Annotated in this window: 18 protein-coding genes; 8 read left to right on the top strand and 10 right to left on the bottom strand. The window is 63.5% G+C overall.

The annotated features are described in order from the left end of the window. Positions 1 to 15: 15 nt before the first annotated feature. Genes P3T16_RS04165 through P3T16_RS04155 form a run of 3 tightly spaced genes read right to left on the bottom strand, consistent with a single transcriptional unit; the run spans position 16 to position 2521 of the window. Positions 16 to 1020, bottom strand: coding sequence for a flippase-like domain-containing protein (locus P3T16_RS04165; protein WP_429341271.1), 1005 nt, complete (start codon positions 1018 to 1020; stop codon positions 16 to 18). Next, positions 1017 to 1838 (bottom strand): HalD/BesD family halogenase, encoded by an 822-nt coding sequence (locus P3T16_RS04160; protein WP_429341270.1) that lies wholly within the window; start codon positions 1836 to 1838, stop codon positions 1017 to 1019. Before P3T16_RS04160 ends, P3T16_RS04165 begins: the two co-directional genes overlap by 4 nt. Continuing rightward, on the bottom strand, positions 1835 to 2521 hold the full coding sequence (locus tag P3T16_RS04155) for a CDP-alcohol phosphatidyltransferase family protein (RefSeq protein ID WP_429254342.1): 687 nt from the start codon (positions 2519 to 2521) through the stop codon (positions 1835 to 1837). The genes P3T16_RS04160 and P3T16_RS04155 overlap by 4 nt, the downstream gene beginning before the upstream one ends. Before the next feature lie 211 nt (positions 2522 to 2732). Here P3T16_RS04155 and P3T16_RS04150 point away from each other — a divergent pair, with 211 nt between their 5' ends. Then, on the top strand, positions 2733 to 3164 hold the full coding sequence (locus tag P3T16_RS04150) for a hypothetical protein (RefSeq protein ID WP_429341269.1): 432 nt from the start codon (positions 2733 to 2735) through the stop codon (positions 3162 to 3164). 36 nt (positions 3165 to 3200) lie between these two features. On the opposite strand, the gene P3T16_RS04145 is transcribed toward P3T16_RS04150, so the two are convergent. Next, positions 3201 to 3725 (bottom strand): hypothetical protein, encoded by a 525-nt coding sequence (locus P3T16_RS04145; protein WP_429254340.1) that lies wholly within the window; start codon positions 3723 to 3725, stop codon positions 3201 to 3203. Positions 3726 to 4360: 635 nt separating this feature from the next. Between P3T16_RS04145 and P3T16_RS04140 the strand changes: the two genes are divergently transcribed. The 3 genes from P3T16_RS04140 to P3T16_RS04130 all read left to right on the top strand — a co-directional run bounded on the left by P3T16_RS04140 (position 4361) and on the right by P3T16_RS04130 (position 6791). Beyond that, the gene (locus P3T16_RS04140; protein ID WP_429341268.1) at positions 4361 to 5512 is read left to right on the top strand and encodes a porin; all 1152 of its coding nucleotides are present in this window, start codon (positions 4361 to 4363) and stop codon (positions 5510 to 5512) included. 295 nt (positions 5513 to 5807) lie between these two features. Further along, entirely contained in the window at positions 5808 to 6152 is a 345-nt protein-coding gene (locus tag P3T16_RS04135; protein WP_429254338.1) for a sugar ABC transporter ATPase, read from the top strand. 123 nt (positions 6153 to 6275) lie between these two features. Beyond that, complete coding sequence (locus tag P3T16_RS04130; protein ID WP_429254337.1) at positions 6276 to 6791, top strand: metal-dependent hydrolase; 516 nt, start codon at positions 6276 to 6278, stop codon at positions 6789 to 6791. Between the two features lie 41 nt (positions 6792 to 6832). Here P3T16_RS04130 and P3T16_RS04125 read toward each other — a convergent pair whose 3' ends face one another. The 3 genes from P3T16_RS04125 to P3T16_RS04115 all read right to left on the bottom strand — a co-directional run bounded on the left by P3T16_RS04125 (position 6833) and on the right by P3T16_RS04115 (position 12224). After that, the gene (locus P3T16_RS04125) at positions 6833 to 8005 is read right to left on the bottom strand and encodes an NAD(P)/FAD-dependent oxidoreductase (protein ID WP_429341267.1); all 1173 of its coding nucleotides are present in this window, start codon (positions 8003 to 8005) and stop codon (positions 6833 to 6835) included. Positions 8006 to 8094: 89 nt separating this feature from the next. Beyond that, complete coding sequence (gene amaB, locus P3T16_RS04120; RefSeq protein ID WP_429341266.1) at positions 8095 to 9594, bottom strand: L-piperidine-6-carboxylate dehydrogenase; 1500 nt, start codon at positions 9592 to 9594, stop codon at positions 8095 to 8097. A gap of 395 nt (positions 9595 to 9989) precedes the next feature. Beyond that, positions 9990 to 12224, bottom strand: coding sequence for a SulP family inorganic anion transporter (locus P3T16_RS04115; RefSeq protein ID WP_429341265.1), 2235 nt, complete (start codon positions 12222 to 12224; stop codon positions 9990 to 9992). 223 nt (positions 12225 to 12447) lie between these two features. Here P3T16_RS04115 and P3T16_RS04110 point away from each other — a divergent pair, with 223 nt between their 5' ends. Further along, entirely contained in the window at positions 12448 to 15783 is a 3336-nt protein-coding gene (locus P3T16_RS04110) for an adenylate/guanylate cyclase domain-containing protein (protein ID WP_429341264.1), read from the top strand. A 33-nt stretch (positions 15784 to 15816) separates the two neighbouring features. Next, complete coding sequence (locus tag P3T16_RS04105) at positions 15817 to 16605, top strand: SH3 domain-containing protein (protein ID WP_429341263.1); 789 nt, start codon at positions 15817 to 15819, stop codon at positions 16603 to 16605. 58 nt (positions 16606 to 16663) lie between these two features. Here the strand turns inward: P3T16_RS04105 and P3T16_RS04100 are convergent, their stop codons facing one another. Continuing rightward, positions 16664 to 16954, bottom strand: coding sequence for a hypothetical protein (locus P3T16_RS04100; RefSeq protein ID WP_429254331.1), 291 nt, complete (start codon positions 16952 to 16954; stop codon positions 16664 to 16666). 88 nt (positions 16955 to 17042) lie between these two features. Between P3T16_RS04100 and P3T16_RS04095 the strand changes: the two genes are divergently transcribed. Together P3T16_RS04095 and ydiK are read left to right on the top strand one after the other, a co-directional pair. Next, entirely contained in the window at positions 17043 to 17177 is a 135-nt protein-coding gene (locus P3T16_RS04095; RefSeq protein ID WP_429341262.1) for a hypothetical protein, read from the top strand. A 108-nt stretch (positions 17178 to 17285) separates the two neighbouring features. Beyond that, entirely contained in the window at positions 17286 to 18392 is a 1107-nt protein-coding gene (ydiK, locus tag P3T16_RS04090; protein ID WP_429341261.1) for an AI-2E family transporter YdiK, read from the top strand. A 57-nt stretch (positions 18393 to 18449) separates the two neighbouring features. On the opposite strand, the gene P3T16_RS04085 is transcribed toward ydiK, so the two are convergent. After that, entirely contained in the window at positions 18450 to 18935 is a 486-nt protein-coding gene (locus tag P3T16_RS04085; protein WP_429341260.1) for a PH domain-containing protein, read from the bottom strand. Positions 18936 to 18975: 40 nt separating this feature from the next. Continuing rightward, positions 18976 to 20172: a DNA polymerase IV gene (gene dinB / locus P3T16_RS04080; RefSeq protein WP_429341259.1), complete on the bottom strand. Its 1197-nt coding sequence runs from the start codon at positions 20170 to 20172 to the stop codon at positions 18976 to 18978. Positions 20173 to 20178: the final 6 nt, after the last annotated feature.

The following is a 20178-nucleotide window of genomic DNA, read 5'->3' as shown; positions in this document are numbered from 1 at the left end:
AACGCTAAAAAACGGTTAATCGGCGACAGGCGCGCGCGTCGCACGACGGCGCTGCCAGTTTCGTTCGCTGAAATGCAGGTACAGCAGGCCCGGCAGACCGAGCAGGAGTTCGCGTGCGCGTTTGGTCAGCGACAGCGCCAGCGCCGCATCGGGCGGCAGACCGACGAGCGGCGCCAGCAGCAGATAGCCGCCTTCCTGCACGCCGAGCGAGCCGGGAATCGCGAAGGCCGCGCCGCGGATGGCCTGACCGATGCTTTCGAGCAGCATTGCATCGATCCAGTCGACCGGATGCCCGAGGAAGCGCAACGCGAGCCACACTTCGACCGTGCCCACGAGCCAGCCCACAAAACTCAGCGCGAAGCTCGCCGCAGCGCGACCGCGCTCGCGATAGAGCGTGTGCACGGCGGCATCGATCGAGTCGGCGCTGTCAGTCAACGCGGACCAGTCACGCTTGCCAAACACTTTCGACACGGTGCGCAGCAAGCGGCCGAACAGACCGCGCCGCTGCGCGAAGTAAAACATCACGACCATGCCGCCGAGTACGCCGGTCCCGATCAACGTCGCGGTACGCAGTTCGCGCAGCGGACCATGCGTGGCATAGGCGCTAAACAGCAGCAGGCCGACGACCGCAAAAGCGATCTGCGCGAGTGCCTGCAAGGTCGTGCTGACGGTGACCGCCGCCGCCGCGTCGCGCATGCGCATGCCGCGCTGCGAGAGTTGCCGCACCATCACGACAGGACCGCCGATCTGGCCCGCCGGCAACAGGCTGTTCACCGATTCGCCGATCCAGCGCGCGAAGACGGCATCGCGGTGCGTCATATGATCCTGACGCGGCTTGAACAGTACGGAGATCGCGCCCGCATCGAGAACGAGCGGCAGCACGTGAAAAGCGGCGACGATCGCAAGGCCCCAGCCCGCCGCGAGCAGCGTCGAGGCGACCGAGCCGAAACCGTGCCACGCGAGCAGTGCGACGAAGAGCGCAGTTCCGATCGACAGCAGGATCATGGCGGCGCGCGTCACGCAGCGTCTCCGGTGCGCTTCATCAGCTGTTTGAAGACCTGGCGGAAGCCGAAATACGCGATCGCGTCCTTCATGTTCGAAATAAAACGCTTCCACGGCCGCATGTTCGGATCGGTGACGTATTCGAACGTCAGCGAGACGCGCATTTCATTCGCGCCCATCGGCGAGATGCGGTGACGCAGCTTGTCGCCGTCGAAGAACACCAGACCGCCCGGCGGAATCTGCACCGAGCCCGGCACGTCGGCTTTGCTTTCGTCGCGGGTATGGAGTTCGTAGTCGAGACGGCACGTCGATTCGTCGATCACGCCGAGCAGCAGCGTGTAACGGCGGCCGTCGTAGTACGACGTGTCATAGTGCCAGCCGATGTGATCGCCCGGACGCGTGTAGTAGTACAGCGCGTAGGCATGCGGATCGTCGGCGGGCGACACCATCAGCTTGTCGCCGGACAGTTGTTCGAGCCAGCCGATCAGTTCCTTCGAGCGATACAGTTCCGCGATGAACGGCGCGAGACGGTCAATCGTATGACGGCTCACGCTGCCGCCCTGCTTGTGACCCGGCAGGTAATTGCGGTTCACCTCGTCGAGCAGCCCGCGGGCGCTCGCGACGAGTTGCTCGGTTACTTCGGGGGCGAGGAAATCGTCGAGATACAGGAATGCGCCCTGATCCGCGAAATCCTTGCGCAGGCGCGCGGTGTCAAACCCGTGCGTGCGACTCGCGACGGCGCGATCGGCGTCACGCGTCGCGCGATGCGAGCCGGCGGCCCGTGAACTTTCGAACGTGACGGGCTCCATCACGTCGTCCCCTGCATGCGTACTCATCGGCTAACCCACACCTGACTGGCTTGCGCGTCGGGCTGCGCACGGCGCGCCACGCGGCGGTAATCGAACATCACCCACACGGCAAAGAGCGGCGCGCCGATCGATGCGGCAATGATGAACAGCGACGTGCCGGACGTCAGCGTGACGAGCGGCAACAGATAAAGCACGTCTTCGGTCTCGAAGCCGCCGGCCGAAGCCTGCTTCGTGCCCGCCTTGCCCGCCATTTCCTCGATCCGCATGCGCAGGAAAAAGATCACGGCGACAGACACGCCCGCGATGCCACCCAGGAGCGCCGACGGCACGATCAGATCGCGACCGTGGCCACCGATCGCGCCCATACCGATGCCCATCCCGAGGAACAGGAGCACGGTCACAAGCGCGTCGCTCGCGAGGTCGTAAAAATGACCGATTCGACTCGTCTTGCCGCTGATGCGCGCGAGTTCACCATCGGTGTGATCGACGAAGTTCGACAGCACGATCAGCAAAGCGCCCGCGTTCGACCATGCGAAGTCGCCGCGAGCAAGGCACAGTGCGCCAGCCAGGCCGATCAGGAGGCGCAGCGTGGTGAGATGATTGGGGGTGATCCGGGTGTCGATGAGCGGCGTCACCAGCCGGCGGGCGAGCCGCGCGTCCCAGGTGCGGGGCGCGGGAACGTTCTGGCGGATAGGGGAGCGTTGATTCATAATCCGGAAATATATACGGGTTATGAAATCCTTGCTGTTTACGTCACTGTTTCGTTGCGCGAAATCGTCGTTTCCGTTTGCCCCTGAAAGCACGATTTTGAGATTCCCGGTAAAGTTCGGTACCTGTTGCGCCACCATGAGTGTCATGGCCGCTGCGCAACCCCCGCCGCGATTGGCGCCGGCGGATTGCGAACGCACCACCCGGATTCTCATGAAACGCATCATCCCTGCACTTCTTGCCCTTTTTCTCGCGATTCTGCCGACCTTTTCACGTGCATCCGACCTCGACGCGGCGCTTGCCTGCAACACTTCCGCACACCGCTTTTTCGCAGACCTCGCCGACCAGCAACTGATCGATCCGAAGCCGATGCGCGTCGAGAGCAACTCGATTAACGCATTCTGGCCGTCGCGCGGCGCAAAGCTCACGGCGTTCGGCTTCCCCGTATTTGCCGTGGTTGGCTTCGAGAAGGACGATCCGATGTTCCGCAACGGCGATGGCGAGCCGCTGGCGAAATCGGCTTACGGCGTCGTTGTATTCGCTAGCGATACAAAAGTGCAGGCCGTGCTCGACGGCCTCGGCAGCACCGCCATCGTTCATCACGCCGGGCCGCACCTGACCGCCATCTTCTGCAAGCGGAGCTGAGCGGGAGCGCGGCGTCCCGGTAAAAAGCGCCCACATTCAGCCTGGCCGGCGAAAGTCGTTCTCCACCCACGTCGCCGCGCTCGCCTTGGTGAGCTTGAAGTTCGGCGCGACCTTTACCTGCGCGAGCTGTTCGCCGAACGGGTCGAGCGCCGTCAGTAGCGCGTAGGGATCGTCTTCCGAAGGAACGATGTCAAGCGTGATCTCCAGTTCGTCGTCGCCGGATGCGGAGGCAACGTTCACGCTCTTGTGCAGCAGTGCGTGCAACTGCTGCTCGTGACGCCGCAACACCTCCGATGCCGTCTTCACCAGCGTATTGAACGCGGAGGTATCGAGCGGCTTCGGATTCTTCTTGTCGCGACCCATCGTCCACGGTCCGACGAGCGCGGGTTCCGGCTCGCCGTCCTTGATCATTTCCACTGCCCAGCCGTCGTCGTCGCCGTTCTTGATGACGCGCGCCGTCCAGCCGTCGTCGCGCCACAGACGCGGATCCTGCTGGACTTCGGGCACGGCCGTTTCGGTTTCAGCGGGCAGATCGGACGATGGAAGCGACTTTTCGGGCATGACTGGTTTACTCACGTTCAGGGACATTTCGGCAGACAAGCGCCGGATTTTACCCGCATCGCAGCGGCTGAACGCGCCTCCAGGCCAACCGGACAAGGCATTCCCATCGCGGAACCGAAAGCGGACCCAATAACGGAACGATGAATTGCGTATATCGCATTAATTAAAATCTATTACTGGCAATATGCAGAAAAACGCGACCCGAAAACCGTGCTAAAGAATAACAAAGACAACCCCATGGCTCCGAGGTGGAGCGAGTTAAAACCTGCACCGGCGTCAACAAAAAGGTCATAAACCGTAATAATACTTTGCGCGAACACATGTGAACTTTTCACTGAAATCGATAATTCGCGGGTGAAGGCAGCGGGCTGCACAGCGCCTTCCGTCGCGGCGGAGCAACGGCGTTCGAATTAAAACATCCTGTCCGGCTGATTATCGAAACCGAAAATCCGTTTGTAAATCCGTAGTTGCGGCATTTACAGCCGTCATTACGCTTTCTGGAAATCACTATTGCGTCGAATGGGATAAAAATCTCTCACCAGACGAATACACTTCGCAGCGGATCGTCAGTGGACCGGTTTCATCGCTGGTCGAACTGGATGCGATTCCCTATGCACTGTCCCGGAGTTAAAAGCATGAAAAAAACCCTTATCGTTGCGGGCATTCTCGGCGCGTTTGCGGCGACGGCCGAGGCACAAAGCAGCGTCACCCTGTACGGCACGCTCGACGCCGGCCTCGTGTACACGAACAATCAGGCTGGCCACAGCAACTGGCAACAAGGCAGCGGTTCGGTCTCGAACACGTACTTTGGCCTGCGCGGAAGCGAAGATCTGGGCGGCGGTCTGCACGCCATCTTCACCCTGGAAAGCGGCTTCAACCTGAACAACGGCGCGTTCTCCGAGAACAACACGATGTTCAACCGGCAGGCTTATGTCGGCCTGAAGAGCGATCAATACGGTCAGCTGACGCTCGGCCGTCAGTATGATTCCGTCGTCGACTATCTCGCGCCGCTGTCGGCTGCGGGCGCGGGCTACGGCAACAACCTGGCCGGCCACCCGCTCGACAACGACAACCTCGACAACTCGTTCTCCGTCAGGAACGCGGTCAAGTACACAAGCGCGAACTACGCTGGTCTGCAATTCGGCGGCCTGTATGGCTTCAGTAATGCCGCCGGCCAGTTCTCGAACAACCGCGCGTGGAGCGTCGGCGCATCGTACGCAAACGGCCCGTTGAGCGTCGCGGCTGCCTACCTGCAACTGAACAACTCGGGCAGCAACAACACGGGCGGCGCGGTGACGACCGGTAGCGGCGACGCGAATCTCGCAGCCGGACTGCAACGCACGTATGGCGTCGGCGCGAACTACGCGTACGGCCCGGCGACGGTCGGCCTCGTGTGGACGCACACGCAGCTCGACAACCTGCAGAGTGAAAACGTAGGCGGCACGTTCATCGGCGGTCTCGCCGGCACGAACCTGCACATGGACAACTACGAAATCAACGGCAAGTACGCGTTCACGCCGGCGTTGAGCCTCGCGGCTGCCTATACGTTCACGAACGGCAAGGTGTCGGGTTCGAACGGCTCGGGCGATCCGAAGTGGCACACGGTGTCGCTGGAAGGCGACTACTCGCTCTCGAAGCGCACCGACGTGTACCTGGAAGGCGTGTACCAGCACGCATCGGGTGAACTCGGCAACTTCGGCGCGAACGTGGCAGCAATCAACACGCTGACGCCGTCGTCGACGGCGAACCAGACTGCTGTTGCGATCGGTCTGCGTCACCGCTTCTGATGTTGCATGCAGATCGGGCCGCTGGCCCGGTCTGACGAAACGCGCGCGTGCTCCCGCCACGCGCGCGTTTTTTTATGCACGTCTTTGATACGTGGCCGTTTATCGACACATGGGTCGATTCCTTCGATGACGGCGCGTATACTTTGCGGTAGCCGCCTTCCTGTTCTGCGTGATGTCGCACATCATGCGACATGCGCGAGCGCTGAACGACGGCCTTCGTCGCGGAGCATGTGATGGCAGCTCCGCCCGCGCCCCATGTTCCCGCGCATCAACGGGGACGCTGACGACTGGATCAATGAAAAGACTTCTTCTGCTTCTTCCTGTTGCTGTCCTCGCCGCGTGCAGCTCTTCTGGCAGCATGCCAAAGACAAGTTCCGCCGGCCCGATGATGTACGTATCGTCGCAACGTTCCACCGCCGATATCGCCAGCTGTCTCATGAGCCGGCTTTCGCGTGTGGAAACGTCCGGGGCCAATGGCTCGACTGAACTCACGATCGGGTCCAGTTCGCACAGCTCGTATTTCGTCACGCTGACGCCGTCAGCTCACGGCTCGGTAATCAAGGTGCTGCGTCCCGACGATTCGCCGGAAGATCCGCCTGAACCGGAACTGCGTTTCGACATCGCGCGCTGCGCGGTTTAGTCGTAAGCGGTCGTTGCTGTTGACGATGCCGGATCGCGCACGCGTATTGCGTGCGAAGGCTTCCGTTTGGCGCGTGCATCTGCGAACATAGCCGCCCTTCTTCCTCACGCGGCGCGGATATCGATGGCATCAAGCAAGGCACATCACGCTACGGGCTGGGCTGCCGGCCTCATTGCTGCAGCGCTCGTCGCTCACGCGCATGCGAGCGGTCCGTATTATTTGTGGACATTCCTCGCGTTCACTGGCGGTGTTGCCGGCGGCACGGCACCGGACTGGCTCGAAGTCGCGTGGTGGTCGCGCTCGCGAAGGCTCTGGATCACGCACCGCACGATCACGCATTGGGGCATCGGCTGGCTCGCGCTGCTCGCCTGGTCGTATCACCTGCTCGGGCATCGCATGTTCGCGGCTCCGCTATTCGGATTCGCGTGCGGCGGCCTCATGCATCTGCTCGCCGACTGGCCCAATCCGCTCGGCGTGCCATGGATTGCCGGGCGTCATTCGCTTAACTGGTGGAATAGCGGCCGCTGCGATCTGCTGGTCGTCGGCGCGGCGTGGCTCGCGGCGTGGGTTGTTGCCGGCCATGTGTGGTGGCATGGCGGGCATGGGATGTTGATGTTGCCGCGGAGGTGGTTGGGGTAGCCCGAAGGGCCGCCCCGTCACAACAGATTTCCGTCTTCCACCTAAACCACATTCTTCTCCACGATCGGCCGGTTCTCCAGCACACGCGTGAAGCTGAGCGACGACAGATCGAGCGACGTATATCTGCCGTGCAGGATCAGTTCACTGATGCCACGCCCCGTCGCGGGCCCTTGCTGCAGACCGTGGCCGCTGAAGCCATTCGCGAAGATGCAGTTATCGACGTCAGGGTGATAGCCGATAATCGCGTTCTGGTCGAACACGTTGTACTCGTAATAGCCGGACCAGCAGTTCTGCACGCGCAGTGCTTCGAACTGCGGCACGCGATGCGCGAGCGTCGGCCAGATCACGTCATCGAAGAGCGCGTGATCGACCTCATCAAGCGGAAGATCGTCGGGATCATTGTCCGCCGAAGGTGAAGTGCCGCAGATGAACGACTTCCCTTCCGGACGGAAATACACGCCCGTCGGATCGATCAGCAGCGGACAGTGCTCCAGTTGCGCCGGTGAACTCACATTGAAAATGCTGCGACGTCGCGCGAAAACGGGAATATCGATGCCGACCATCGCCGCGACCTTGCGCGACCATGCGCCCGCCGCATTCACGACTACGTCGCAGGCGTACGTTTCGCCGCTCGATGTGACGACTTCCGTCACGCGTTTTCCGTCCCGGCGCATCGCCGTGACTTCCGCCGCGACGTAGCGCGCGCCCAGCGCCTGCGCTTTCTTGCGCAACGCCTGCACGAGGCCGTAGCCGTCGAACCAGCCTTCGCCGGTTTCGCCGTAAGCGCCCGCGGCAAGATCATCCGTATTCAGCCACGGGAAACGCGTCTGTAGCGCGTCGCGATCAAGCAGACTGATGTTCGCGCCGAGACTCTGCTGCAACGCGTGATTCTCACGCAGCGTTCCGACGCCCGCACGCGTCGCGAGAAACAGATAGCCGCCTTCGTGCAGATCGATCGACGGCTTCGCGCCGTCGATGCAGAGCCGCTCGCCGATTGAACGCAGGAACTCGATGCCATAGAGCGACATCTGGATCGAAAGCGGCGTGGAAAACTGCTGACGGATCGAAGCCGCCGACAACGCCGACGACGAGCGCGCATACGTCGGATCGCGCTCGATCACCGTGACGTCGACCGTCGGATCGGATGCACGCAGAAAGTACGCAATCGAACTGCCAATGACGCCACCGCCGACGACCACGACTCTCGAAATCACATCTCACTCCACGATAAGCCTGCGTGCCGGACGCGCGCCAGCGCCCGGGCGTTCACATCATCTGCACAGCCAGCGCGACCTGTCGACGCTCAGCCGATGTTGAAGTCGATACCCTGCGCGAGCGGCAGTGCCGACGAGTAGTTCACCGTGTTCGTCGCGCGACGCATGTACGCCTTCCACGCGTCCGAGCCCGACTCACGGCCGCCGCCGGTTTCCTTTTCGCCGCCGAACGCGCCGCCGATTTCCGCGCCGCTCGGTCCGATGTTGACGTTCGCGATACCGCAGTCGCTGCCGGCATCCGACACGAACCGTTCCGCTTCGCGCAGATCGGTCGTGAACACGCACGACGACAGGCCATGCATCGCCGCGTTGTTCGCTTCGACGGCTTCAGCGAAATCCTTGTAGCGCAGCACGTACAGGATCGGCGCGAAGGTTTCCTTCAGCACGACCGCCGTTTGCGACGGCATTTCGACCAGCGCCGGACGCACGTAATAACCGTTCTCGAAACCCTTCACGTCGACGCGCTCGCCGCCCGTCACCTTGCCGCCTTCGCCTGCCGCCTGCTGCAGCGCTTCCTGCATGCGCGCGAACGACTGTTTGTCGATCAGCGGCCCCATCAGCGTGCCCTTTTCGAGCGGATTGCCGATCGGCACCTTCGCGTAAAGCTGCTTCAGACGTTCGACGGTCTGCTCGTACACGCTCTCATGCACGAAGAGACGCCGCAGCGACGTGCAGCGCTGACCCGCCGTGCCGACCGCCGAGAACAGGATGCCGCGCAGCGCCAGTTCCTGATCGGCCGTCTGCGCGACGATGCCCGCGTTGTTGCCGCCGAGTTCGAGCAGCGAGCGGCCGAAGCGTTTCGCGACTTCGACGCCGACCGTGCGGCCCATTTCCGTGCTGCCTGTCGCGCTGACCACCGACGCGCGCGGATCGGCCACGAGCTTCGCGCCCACTTCGCGTCCACCGTTGATCACGGCGGTGAGCCCGGCGGGCGCGTCGCCGAATTCCTTCAGCGCTTCGGCCAGGATCTGGTTGACAGCGAGCGCTGTCAACGGCGTTTTCTCCGACGGCTTCCAGATCACGGCGTTGCCGCACACGAGCGCGAGCGCCGCGTTCCACGACCACACGGCCGCCGGGAAATTGAAAGCCGAGATCACGACGCAGGTACCCATCGGATGCCACGACTCGGCCATCCGGTGGCCCGGACGCTCCGATGCGATCGTCAGACCATACAGCTGACGCGACAGGCCGACCGCGAAGTCGCAGATGTCGATCATTTCCTGCACTTCGCCGAGGCCTTCCTGGAGGATCTTGCCCGTCTCGAGCGTGATGATGCTGCCGAGCGCCTGCTTCTTCTCACGCAGACGGTTGCCGAGCAGGCGCACCAGTTCGCCGCGACGCGGCGCCGGCACATCGCGCCATGCAGTAAAGGCCTGCTTCGCATTGGCAAGGGCGGCGTCGACTTCGGCGGTGGTGTTGCTGGCCACGCGCCCGATCAGGTCGCCGGTGATCGGCGAATGTACGGCGATGTCACCGGCTTCAGCCAGATGGGCAATGCCGAGGTCGGCGAGGATGGTCGAAGCGTTCATGGCATGAATCCTTTGATTTCCAATACGAAACAAAAGTAAGTTCGGAAACTATACACGCCGGATTTTATGCCGGCAACCCCGGGTACGCCCGAGCCAGCCATAGCCACGAGCACGCGGAGGTTCTCCGTCAGCGCGCCCTTTTCCGGGCGCGATCGCCTGGAGCCACCCGCCCGCCCGGATACCCGGCCTGCCTGTGTGCATTGTGTTTCTTATAGGAAAACACGCATCCAGGTCGCGTGACGCGCAGCAGGTCGCCTTCCAGAACCCACGTCGCGGGCTCGTTCAGCCATTCGCATTGCTTGAACACAGTGTGTCTCCTGTGAGGCCAGGCGCGACTTCATCGAGTCGCGCACGACGCGCTTTATATCACCGCCCTGTGCCTTGCACGACGAAGCCTAATGCGCCGCACGCACCGCCTCATCGGCAACAGCGAGCCGTGAAGCCATCACCTTCACGACGAAACGATGAAACTGCTGCGCCGTGACGGGATCGTTCTGCTCGAGCGTGCGCAGTGCGGCGAGCGAAAGCCGCCGCACACGCGCAGTCCCTTCGGCGAATACATCCGCACTGCGCGCCTTTTGCGTGTACACCGCCATTTCACCGACGATCGTCCCAGGCCCGAACGAGCGCAGACGTATGGAGCGGCCATCCGCGAGCGGCAACGAAACCGTCACCCGTCCGCGTTCGACGAGATACATCGCATCGCCCGCCTCGCCGCGACGGAACAGCGCCTGCCCCGCTTCGAGATCGCGCACTTCGAGACAGGCCATCAGCGTATCGAGTGCCTGCGGCGAAAAGTGCGGCGCGAGCGTCGCTTCGAAATCATCGCCGCCGCTCGTCAGTTCGTGTGCATGCGTGGATAGCAATCGTCCTTCGACCCATTCGAGGCCCGCGTCCAGTGTCGCGAACTGATGAATTCGCAGATTCAGCGTGCCTGTTTTCACGAGCAGATCGTGCGAGCGCGCGGGCAACGCGGTCAGCACGAGATCCGCATTGTTCGATGCGCACATCTGCCTCAACTTCACGAAGCTGATCGATACCGATGCATCCATGCCGTTGGTCGCGGCAAAATCGAGCACGACAAAGCGGACCGATGCTGCGCCGCGCGCCGCGAGCCGCTCACGCATGCGCTGCAAAATCGAGTTCGCCGTACCGAAGAACAGAAACCCTTGCAGACACGCGCCGCACACCTGCGGACCGAGTTCGTGCAGGCGCTGCGTTGCCTCGATGCTGCGCTCGACGTTCGACGTCCGCGTACTCGCGTCAAATTCCATGCGCACGCAACTGACGCGGCCGTACAGCAGCGCAAACATCACGCAGGCCGCGATCACGCCCACCACGACGCCCGCAACCACACCATAAAACGCCACCACGCCGAGAATGACCGGCACGAGCAGATACTCGTGCCAGTTGAGCCGGCCATACGCGATGAAAAGCCACTGTATCAATAGCCGCAGCCCCATGAAAAACTGCAGGCCGACGAGGATGGGCACTGGAAAGAGCGCAACGAGATCCGGCGAAATGGCGAGCACAACAAGACATGCGAGCGAAGCGGATACGCCGGCCATGCGGCTCGTCGCACCGGCGCGCACATTCAGCAGTGAGCGGTTGAACGACTGATAGCCGACCATGCCGCCGAGCATCCCGCTCGCGATATTCGCGATACCCGCTGCGCGCATCTCGCGGTTCAGGTCGACGTCCTCGCCGGTTTCCGCACCGAGCGCAGTCGAATTCATCAGGATCGTGATCGCCGATACCGACGTCACGACCAGCGTCTCGGGCAGATGTGCGCCGATTGCCGACCAGTCGATCGCGCCGTGCGCCAGCGACGCACCCAGATGCAGTTCAGGAAGCTGGATCGCGTGCAGCGGCACATGCGGCAGCAGCAGGCCCGTTTGCCGCGCGTCGTCGATCGATACGCCCGCAACGTGCAGCAGCAGATAGAAAAGCGCGATGCCGAAGGCGAGCGTGAGCGGCAACACAGCCGCGTGATTCCATAGACGCCACAGAATGGTCAAGAGTCCGCCAACAATCACCGCCGGCACCCACGCAAGCCAGTGAAGATGCATGAGCAGCGCGGGTAACGTGTTCCATTGCGGCGCCTCGCCGGTCATCACCCGAAACGCACCGGCAAGCAGCAGGTAGCCTGTGCCGGCAAGAAAGCCACCCATCACCGGATAGGGCAGGAACTGCAGCGAGCGGCTGCGCTTCGACGAACCAATGGCATAGAGAATGATGCCGGTCACAACTGAACACAGCGCGATCGCGATCAGCACCGTCAGCAGGATCGTGCTCGGCGAGCCGCCATTGGCGCGCACGCTGCTCGCCACACCGGCCGCGACGCCGACGAGAAACGCCGTCGCGTTGCTATCGGGGCCGCCGATGTTCGCCCGCATCGAACTGGTGAGCGCGATCACGAGTGCCGTGACCACGCAGCTGACGAGCGCAGTGGGCACGCCCAGTTCGGCGTAACGCGCGAGATCGGCGCTGAAGATCATCGTGCCGAGGCTCATCGCGTAGCAGAGCATGACCAGTGTCGACACGGCGCCGGCCGTCAGATCACCGATCAGTCCCGCGACGCGCGGGCGGCCGCGTGCATCCGTGGCGGAAGCGGTTGTGCCTGACTTCACGGGCGCTCTCCCGATGACTGCGGGTCGACTCCTGGCCCGACGAGTATCCGCCGCTGCGCTGGAACGTGTCAATTTGCCGGCGCGCTTCACATACCTGCTTAAAAGTGCCCGACGTAGACTAGACTGTGACAGACCTCCCCGCATCTCCCTGCATCTCCCTGCACCGGAAGGCGGGCGCAGGCCGCTTTTAACTCCGCTTTCAACTCCGCTTCAGGCGACGGCGATGGATATCGGTCAGTGGCTCGATGCATTAGGGCTTGGGCAATACGCAAGCGCGTTTGCCGGGAACGATATCGATCTGTCGATGCTGCCGCAACTTACCGACGCGGACCTGAAGGAGCTTGGCGTGCTCTCGTTAGGGCATCGCAAGCGCATGCTGGCGGCGATTGCCGGAAACGGCGCCGCGACCGCCGCGGCACCTGTTGCACAGTCTGCACCGTCTGCACCACCCGCATCGGTCGCGCCTTCGGGCGAACGCCGTCAGGTGACGATTCTTTTCGCAGACCTGTGCGGCTTTACCGCCCTCTCGCAAACACTCGACCCCGAAGAACTCCGCGAACTGACCGGGCGTTATACGGCGCTCGTCGACGGTATCGTGCTCGGCTATGGCGGCACGATCGACAAGCACATCGGCGATGCCGTGATGGCCATCTTCGGCGCGCCGCGCGCGCACGATACCGATCCGTTACGCGCTGCCCGGGCCGCACTCGACATCCATGAAGCGCTTGCGGGGTTCAGTGAAAAAGCGCCGCGTCCATTGCAGGCGCATGTTGGCATCGCCAGCGGCGAGGTGGTCGCGGGCACGCTCGAACGCGCGGACGCACAGGACTACACCGTGCTTGGTGATTCGGTGAATCTCGCCGCGCGCCTCGTCGCTGCCGCCGGCCCCGGCGAAACCCTGCTCTCCGACAGTGTGCAGCGCACCCTCGGCGGCTGCGTGTCGACCGACGCCGTCGGCGAGCGGCACTTCAAGGGCATCGATGCGCCGGTGCGCGTATGGCGCCTGCTCGGCATCGCGGCTGACGCAACAGCGGCAAGCCGCACTCAATTCGTCGGGCGTAAGGCGGAGCTGGAGCAGTTCCGCAGCATCACTCACGCGTGCGTCGATCAGCGCGCGGGACAGATCATCTACGTGCGCGGCGATGCGGGCATCGGCAAAACGCGTCTCGTCGACGAGATGCGCCGGTTCGCGGCGGCACAGGGCTTCGGTATCCACCGCGGCCTCGTGCTCGACTTCGGCATGGGCAAGGAGCAAGGGCCGGTGCGTGCGATCGTGGGCAGCCTGCTTGGACTCGTGCCCGCATCGAGCCTGAATGACCGCACTGAAGTGATCGCGCATGCCGTTTCCTCCGGCGTCATCGAACCCGCGCAACGGGTGTTTCTTCACGACATGCTCGATGTCCCTCAAGCGGGTGAATGGCGCACGCTGTATGACGCGATGGACAACGCCGCGCGCACCCGGGGCCAGCGCGCGGTCGTGACGACGCTGACTGCGCATGCGTGCCAGCGCGAGCCGACGATGATCGTCGTCGAGGATATACATTGGGCCGATCCGCAGATGCCCAGCTATCTGTCCGCGTTCGCGACAGCCATCGCGAACGGACCGGGCCTGCTCGTGATGACATCGCGCGCCGAAGGCGATCCGCTCGATGCCGCGTGGCGGGCGAGTTGTCGCGGCACGCCGCTCGTCACGATCGATCTCGGTCCGCTGCGCGGCGATGAAGCGTTAAGTCTCGCCGGTAGTTTCATCGATGCGACACAGCGGATCGCGCTCGCCTGCATCGACCGCGCAGGCGGCAATCCGCTCTTTCTCGAACAGCTGCTGCGCAATGCAGAGGAAGGCAGCGGCGAAGCGGTGCCCGCGACGATCCAGAGTCTTGTGCTCGCGCGCATGGACCGGCTCGCGCCACTCGACAGGCAGGCTTTTCAGGCGGCCGCCGTGATCGGCCAGCGCTTCGATCTCGCGCTGCTGCGCAGGCTCATCGATGCGCCCGACTATGTCTGCGACGGCCTCGTCGCCAATGCGCTCGTGCTACCCGAGGGCGACGATTACCTCTTCGCCCATGCGCTCATTCAGGAAGGCGCGTATTCGACGTCGTTGCGCGCACGCCGCCGCGAGCTGCATCAGCGCGCCGCCGAATGGTTCGCGACGAGCGATCCGGTCTTGCATGCGCAGCATCTCGACCGCGCCGGCGACGATCGTGCGCCGCGCGCGCTGCTCGAAGCCGCGATTGCGCAACGCGCCGCGTATCTCACCGATTCGGCGCTACGTCTCGTCGAGCGCGGCCTCGTCATCGCGCAGAGAGAGACCGACAGGCATGCGCTCATTTGTTTGAAAGGGGAATTGCAGCGCGACCTTGGCGACATCGGCGGATCGATCGCGACGTATCGCGCGGCCGTGGCTGCCGCGCCGGACGAAGCGAGCCTGTGCGAATCGCAGCTTGGACTCGCGGAAGGACTGCGGGTCAACGAAGGCCTCACCGAAGCCCTCGCCCTGACCGACGCCGCCGGGCAGATTGCCGGGCGGCTCGATCTGGTGCCCGAACTGGCGCGCCTCTATCACCTGCGCGGCAACATTTTCTTTCCGCTCGGCCGGATCGACGAATGCCGCGCCGGACACGAACAGGGGCTGGCGTATGCACGTCGCTCGGGCTCGCCGGAAGCGGAGGCGCGCGCGCTCGGCGGCCTGGCCGATGCAGCGTATGCGCAGGGCCACATGCGCACGGCGTTCGATCACTTCAGCCGCTGCGTGGCGCTGGCCCGCGAACACGGTTATGGACGCATCGAAGTCGCGCATCGCTCGATGGTGGGATTCAGCCGCGTCTACCTGAACGAAGCGCGGCTTGCGCTCGAAGACGGCGCCGCTGCGGCGCGCGTTGCGGCGCTCGTCGGGCAGCCAAGAGCGGAGATGCTCGGCGAGACCATGGGTGTGTTTGCGAGCTACGAACTGGGCGACATCCCGACGATGCAGATCCATCTCGCACGTGGCATGCAACTCGCACATCAACTGGGCGCGCGCCGCTTCGAGGCGCAGTCGCTGGAGATGCAGGCACGCGGGCTGCTCGATGAAGGAAAGCGCCACGAAGCCATTGAAATGCTACGCGAAGCGCTGGCGATCTCGCGCGAGGTCGGCACGCAGTTCACCGGCCCGAAGATTCTCGGCGCACTGAGCCGCGCAGTCGAGGACGATGCAGAGCGCGCGCAATGGCTTGCCGAAGGCATGGACCTGCTTAAGCGCGGCGCGGTGGGCCACAATCATCTGTGGTTCTATCGCGACGCGATCGAAGCCACGTTGTGCGCAGGTGACGCAGCAGGCACGTTGCGCTACGTCGCAGCCATCGAGCACTACACGCGCGCCGAACCGCTGCCATGGGCCGATCTGTTCGCCGCGCGCGGGCGCGTGCTTGCCGGCGTGCTGCAAGGGCACAAGGATGACGCCACACGTCGCGAACTCGCCCGGGTTCGCTACGCGCTGATTGAAGCGGGCTACGACCGTTACCTGAAAGCTGTGGACGTCGCCCTCACCGCCTTCGATACCTTCGACACCTTCGACCCTTAAGCGCGCTTTAACGCTCGCCATCCGGGAGGAGCCATGCGAAAGCAGTTTGTCAGCGGCCTTTGTGCAGGCGTGGCCAGTCTGCTGATGTTGCCGGGTGTTTCGTCTGCGCAGCCGGTTGAGGCGTATACGAATAGTCCGGTGTATCTGTTTGCGGGTCCGGGGCAGGACTATCCGGTCGTCGCCCAGCTGGAGGACAGCGTGCCCGTGCAGGTGATGGGCTGCGTCAGCGGCTATTCGTGGTGCGACGTCGCGGTGTCGGACCTGCGCGGCTGGGTCTACGGCGCGAGTCTCAGCTATCCGTATCAGGGCAGCGACGTGCCCGTGATGACGTATGGCCCCTCGATCGGCGTGCCGATCGTCACGTTCGGGATTGGCACGTACTGGGGCCGCTACTACCGCGATCGTCCGTGGTATCACGACGAGCCGCGATGGGAGCGCCGGCCGCCTTCGCAGTATGGCAGGCCACCCGGCTATGGCGGTCACCCGCCGGGGCCACCGTCCGGACACGGCGGGCCACCGCAGGAGCAAGGCGGACCACCACCGGGGCACGGAGGACCGCCGCCCGGGCAAGGGGGCCCGCCACCGGGGCACGGAGGACCGCCACCGGGGCACGGAGGACCGCCGCCAGGGCACGAAGGCCCGCCGCCCGGTCAAGGCGGCGGAGGCCACCCTCCGGGACCGCCGCCAGGGGCCCCGCAAGGTGGCGCGCGCCCGCCCCCAGGACCACCACCGGGGCAAGGTGGTGGCGGCGCTCATCCGTCCGGACCGCCGCCTTCGCATGGCGGCGGATCCAGCAACAGCACCCAGCCCACGCCCCACTAAGGAAACGATGCAACCCGACGCTCCCGCATCGCGCGGGAGCGCCCACTGGCCGCGCCGTTCAACCGGAATCAGATAAACCGGGAAAGAGACCGGACCCGTCTTTCTCTTCCACGTCCGAGAGGTTGTATTCAGCGCGAACTGCTTTGAGCACCGAATCGATATCGCGTTCGTAACCGATCGCGCCACCGAAGTGTTTCATGGTCCAGTTGCAGCCGGACGCGTCGGGTTCGGTCTTCTGCGGACGCGGCACGCGAATCTTCACGCCGTCCTCGACAATTTCATGAATGCGATGAATGCGCCGGCTGACCTCAGTCTGCAACCGGGACGCATTGAGCGTCTTGCGTATCACGACCCCCTCCTTCCTTAAATCTCACTGAACCTGAACTGCGCAAACGCGCCTGGCAGAAACACAACAGGCCATCGACGCCAGCAGCACATTGCAGACGTTCTACGACGCGGGCCTCGATGCGTATCGCGGCGATCGTGACGCCTCGCAAACCGACATCGGCAGAGTCATGCACGCCGACCCTGAGAACCCTTACTATCGCTGGTTCGTCGGCGGCCCGGGCTGACCTGGTATAAAGGACCGCCGCACGGGTGCCAATACCGCTACGATACGGTACGCACCGCACGGCTCGCGCAAACAGGCGCGGCGCAACTAACCTGTTCAGGAGGGTAACTTGAACCAACGCGATCCGATAGACATTGCCCGAACCCTGCTTGTAATCGTCGTCCTGATTGCACTGACGGTCGGCAGTCTTTATGTTCTGAGCCCGTTCATTCCGGGCCTTATCTGGGCGACCACGATCGTGGTCGCCACCTGGCCGCTGATGCTTGCTGTGCAGCGACGCTGCGGCAACCGCCGGTGGATTGCGACCACGTTCATGCTGCTCTGCCTGCTGATCGTGATCGTGGTGCCGTTGTATGAGGCGATCTCGACGCTCGCGTTGCATGGCAGCGAGATCATGGCCGCCATCAAGAGCCTGCCCAGTTACGCGTTGCCCCCGCCGCCCGGCTGGGTCGAAAGCCTTCCGGTGATTGGCGCGCGCATTGGGAGTGAATGGCAGACCCTGTCGGATGCGGGCCCGGGCGGCCTGCTCGCGAAAGTCGAGCCTTATGTCAGCATCGGCGCGCGCTGGTTGCTCGGTCATGCGGCCGTCGTCGGCGTGTTCGTGATTCACATGTTCATCACGATCATCATCGCCGGCATTCTCTACACGAACGGTGAGAAGGCAGCCGCGTTCATGACGCGCTTTGCCAGCCGCATCGCTGCACAGCGCGGCGAAGGCGCGATCAAGCTCGCCGCCCTCGCCGTGCGCGCCGTGGCGCTCGGCATTGTGGTGACGGCGGTCACGCAGTCCGCGCTCGGCGGCATTGGCTTATGGGTGGCGGGTGTGCCCGGTGCGGGCATCCTGACGGCCGTGATGCTGATGCTGTGTCTCGCGCAGATCGGGCCGCTGCTGCCGCTGCTCGGCTCTGTCGCGTGGCTCTTTTTCCACTCGTCGCATCTGGTCGCGATCCTGCTGCTCATCTGGTCGATCATGATCGCGATGCTCGACAACGTGCTGCGCCCGATGCTCATCAAGCGCGGCGTGAACCTGTCGATGCTGCTGATCCTGTCGGGCGTGCTGGGTGGGATGTTCGCGTTCGGCATCGTCGGGCTCTTTATGGGGCCGGTGATACTGGCCGTCACGTCGACGCTGCTGAACGCGTGGATCAACGAAAAGGCGGTGCCGCCTGGCATTCAGGGCGCCGACGATCCGGCACACGTCAAAGGGGAAATTTAACGGGAAATCCGGCGTGTGACAGGCGCGAGCCTGTCACCGCCGATGTGCCGACGAGCCTTACGCGTAGCGAAGGTTTTCGTCCTTGACCTCAGGCGAAGCGGCGATCGCCGCTTCGAGCTTCCTGCGCAGTTCGTCGGCGTGGCGGATGCCCGGCAGGCGCCGCATCGGACGCCGTCCATCGCCCGTATCGAGCACGATCGAACCGGTGCCGAACGCACGCTGCCACCGCGGATATACCACCGTCACGCTGCGAATGCGCGACAGTTCGAGACTCGACACACGACGTTCGAAAATGCCCTGCGTCCACGTAATCCGCTCGGTATCGATGACGATCTCTGTGGATGCGGTCTTGAGAAACGGCAACGCGACACCGATCATGATCGCCGCCGCCTGCATCAGCACCAGCGACCACTGGAATGGAAAATCACCCGACACAAAAAGATCAATCGCGCCCACCAGCGCCATGACAACACCGCCCTTCAGAAAGGCCGGGATATTAATGACCTGTGAAGGCGTGCCGTGGTAAATCACCTGCCTCGCCATCGCCTCTTCCTCTTAAATCTCTTGATAACTGCTTTGAAAATCATCTGCCGTAGTTCTCTGTCGAGAAAGGCAACTCGCCTTGAACCGGCAACGGAGCGACGGGTTCACTGCCTGCCGGCGACAACGCAGAGACGCGCACGCCGAGCAGACGTAACCTTCTGTCGAGCGGCACACGCTTCAGACATTCTGTTGCAGCGCGGCGAATTTCCGTTGCATCCGCCGTCGGCACAGGAATCGTCAGATCGCGCGTTACCGTCTTGAAGTCGTCGTACCGCAACTTGATTCCCACGGTTCGTCCAGTATAGCCCTTGCGCCGCAGGTCGTCCGCGACCCGCATGCACAGGCCGGTAAACGCCTCGGAAAGCGTCGACCGGTCGCGGCGCGGATGCAGATCGCGCTCGAACGTGGTTTCGCGGCTCATCGAGCGCGGCTCGGAACTCACGACAACCTGACGCTCATCGATGCCCTGCGCGACATCGGCAAGCCACGCGGAATAGCTTCGGCCGAAGTGCGTCTGCAGCAATTCGGGCGCGGCGGCCGCCAGATCGCCGACCGTCACGATGCCGATGCCCGCCAGTTTTTCGCTCGCTTTCGGGCCAATGCCGTTCACTTTTCGCGCAGGCAATGGCCAGATCCGTTTCGGTACGTCGTCGATGGTCAGGAGCGTGAGACCGTCCGGTTTGTCGAGATCCGAGCCGATCTTGGCAAGCAGCTTGTTCGGCGCAATACAGATCGAACACGTCAGGCCGGTGGCGTCGCGCACCGCCTGCTTGATGCGCGTGCCGATGTCGACGGGTTCGCCGGGTACGTCGGTGAGATCGATATAGATTTCATCGATGCCGCGATCTTCGATCTGCGATGCAAACGTTGCCACCGCGTTCTTGAAGAGACGCGAGTAGTGCCGGTAAGAATCGAAATCGGTGGGAAGCAGAATCGCATCGGGCGCGAGCTGCGCGGCCTTCATCATGCCCATCGCCGAGAACACGCCGAGCGCACGCGCCTCGTAGGTCGATGTCGTGACGACGCCGCGCCCCGCGTAATCACGCAGCTTGCGAAAACGCCGGCTGCCGTCTTCGAGCGTCTCGGGCACCGCGTTGCGTCCGCCGCCGATCACAACCGGCTGCCCGCGCAGTTCGGGATAGCGCAACAGTTCGACGGACGCGTAGAACGCGTCCATATCCAGGTGTGCAATGCGGCGCCTGCCGGGACCGGAAGCGGGAACAGAAGCGGGATTCATCGTCTG

This window comes from Paraburkholderia sp. GAS42, assembly GCF_050436565.1.
Classification (GTDB): Bacteria; Pseudomonadota; Gammaproteobacteria; order Burkholderiales; family Burkholderiaceae; genus Paraburkholderia.
Note: the sequence above shows the minus strand (reverse complement) of the source record. Positions and strands in the feature narration are given on the sequence as shown.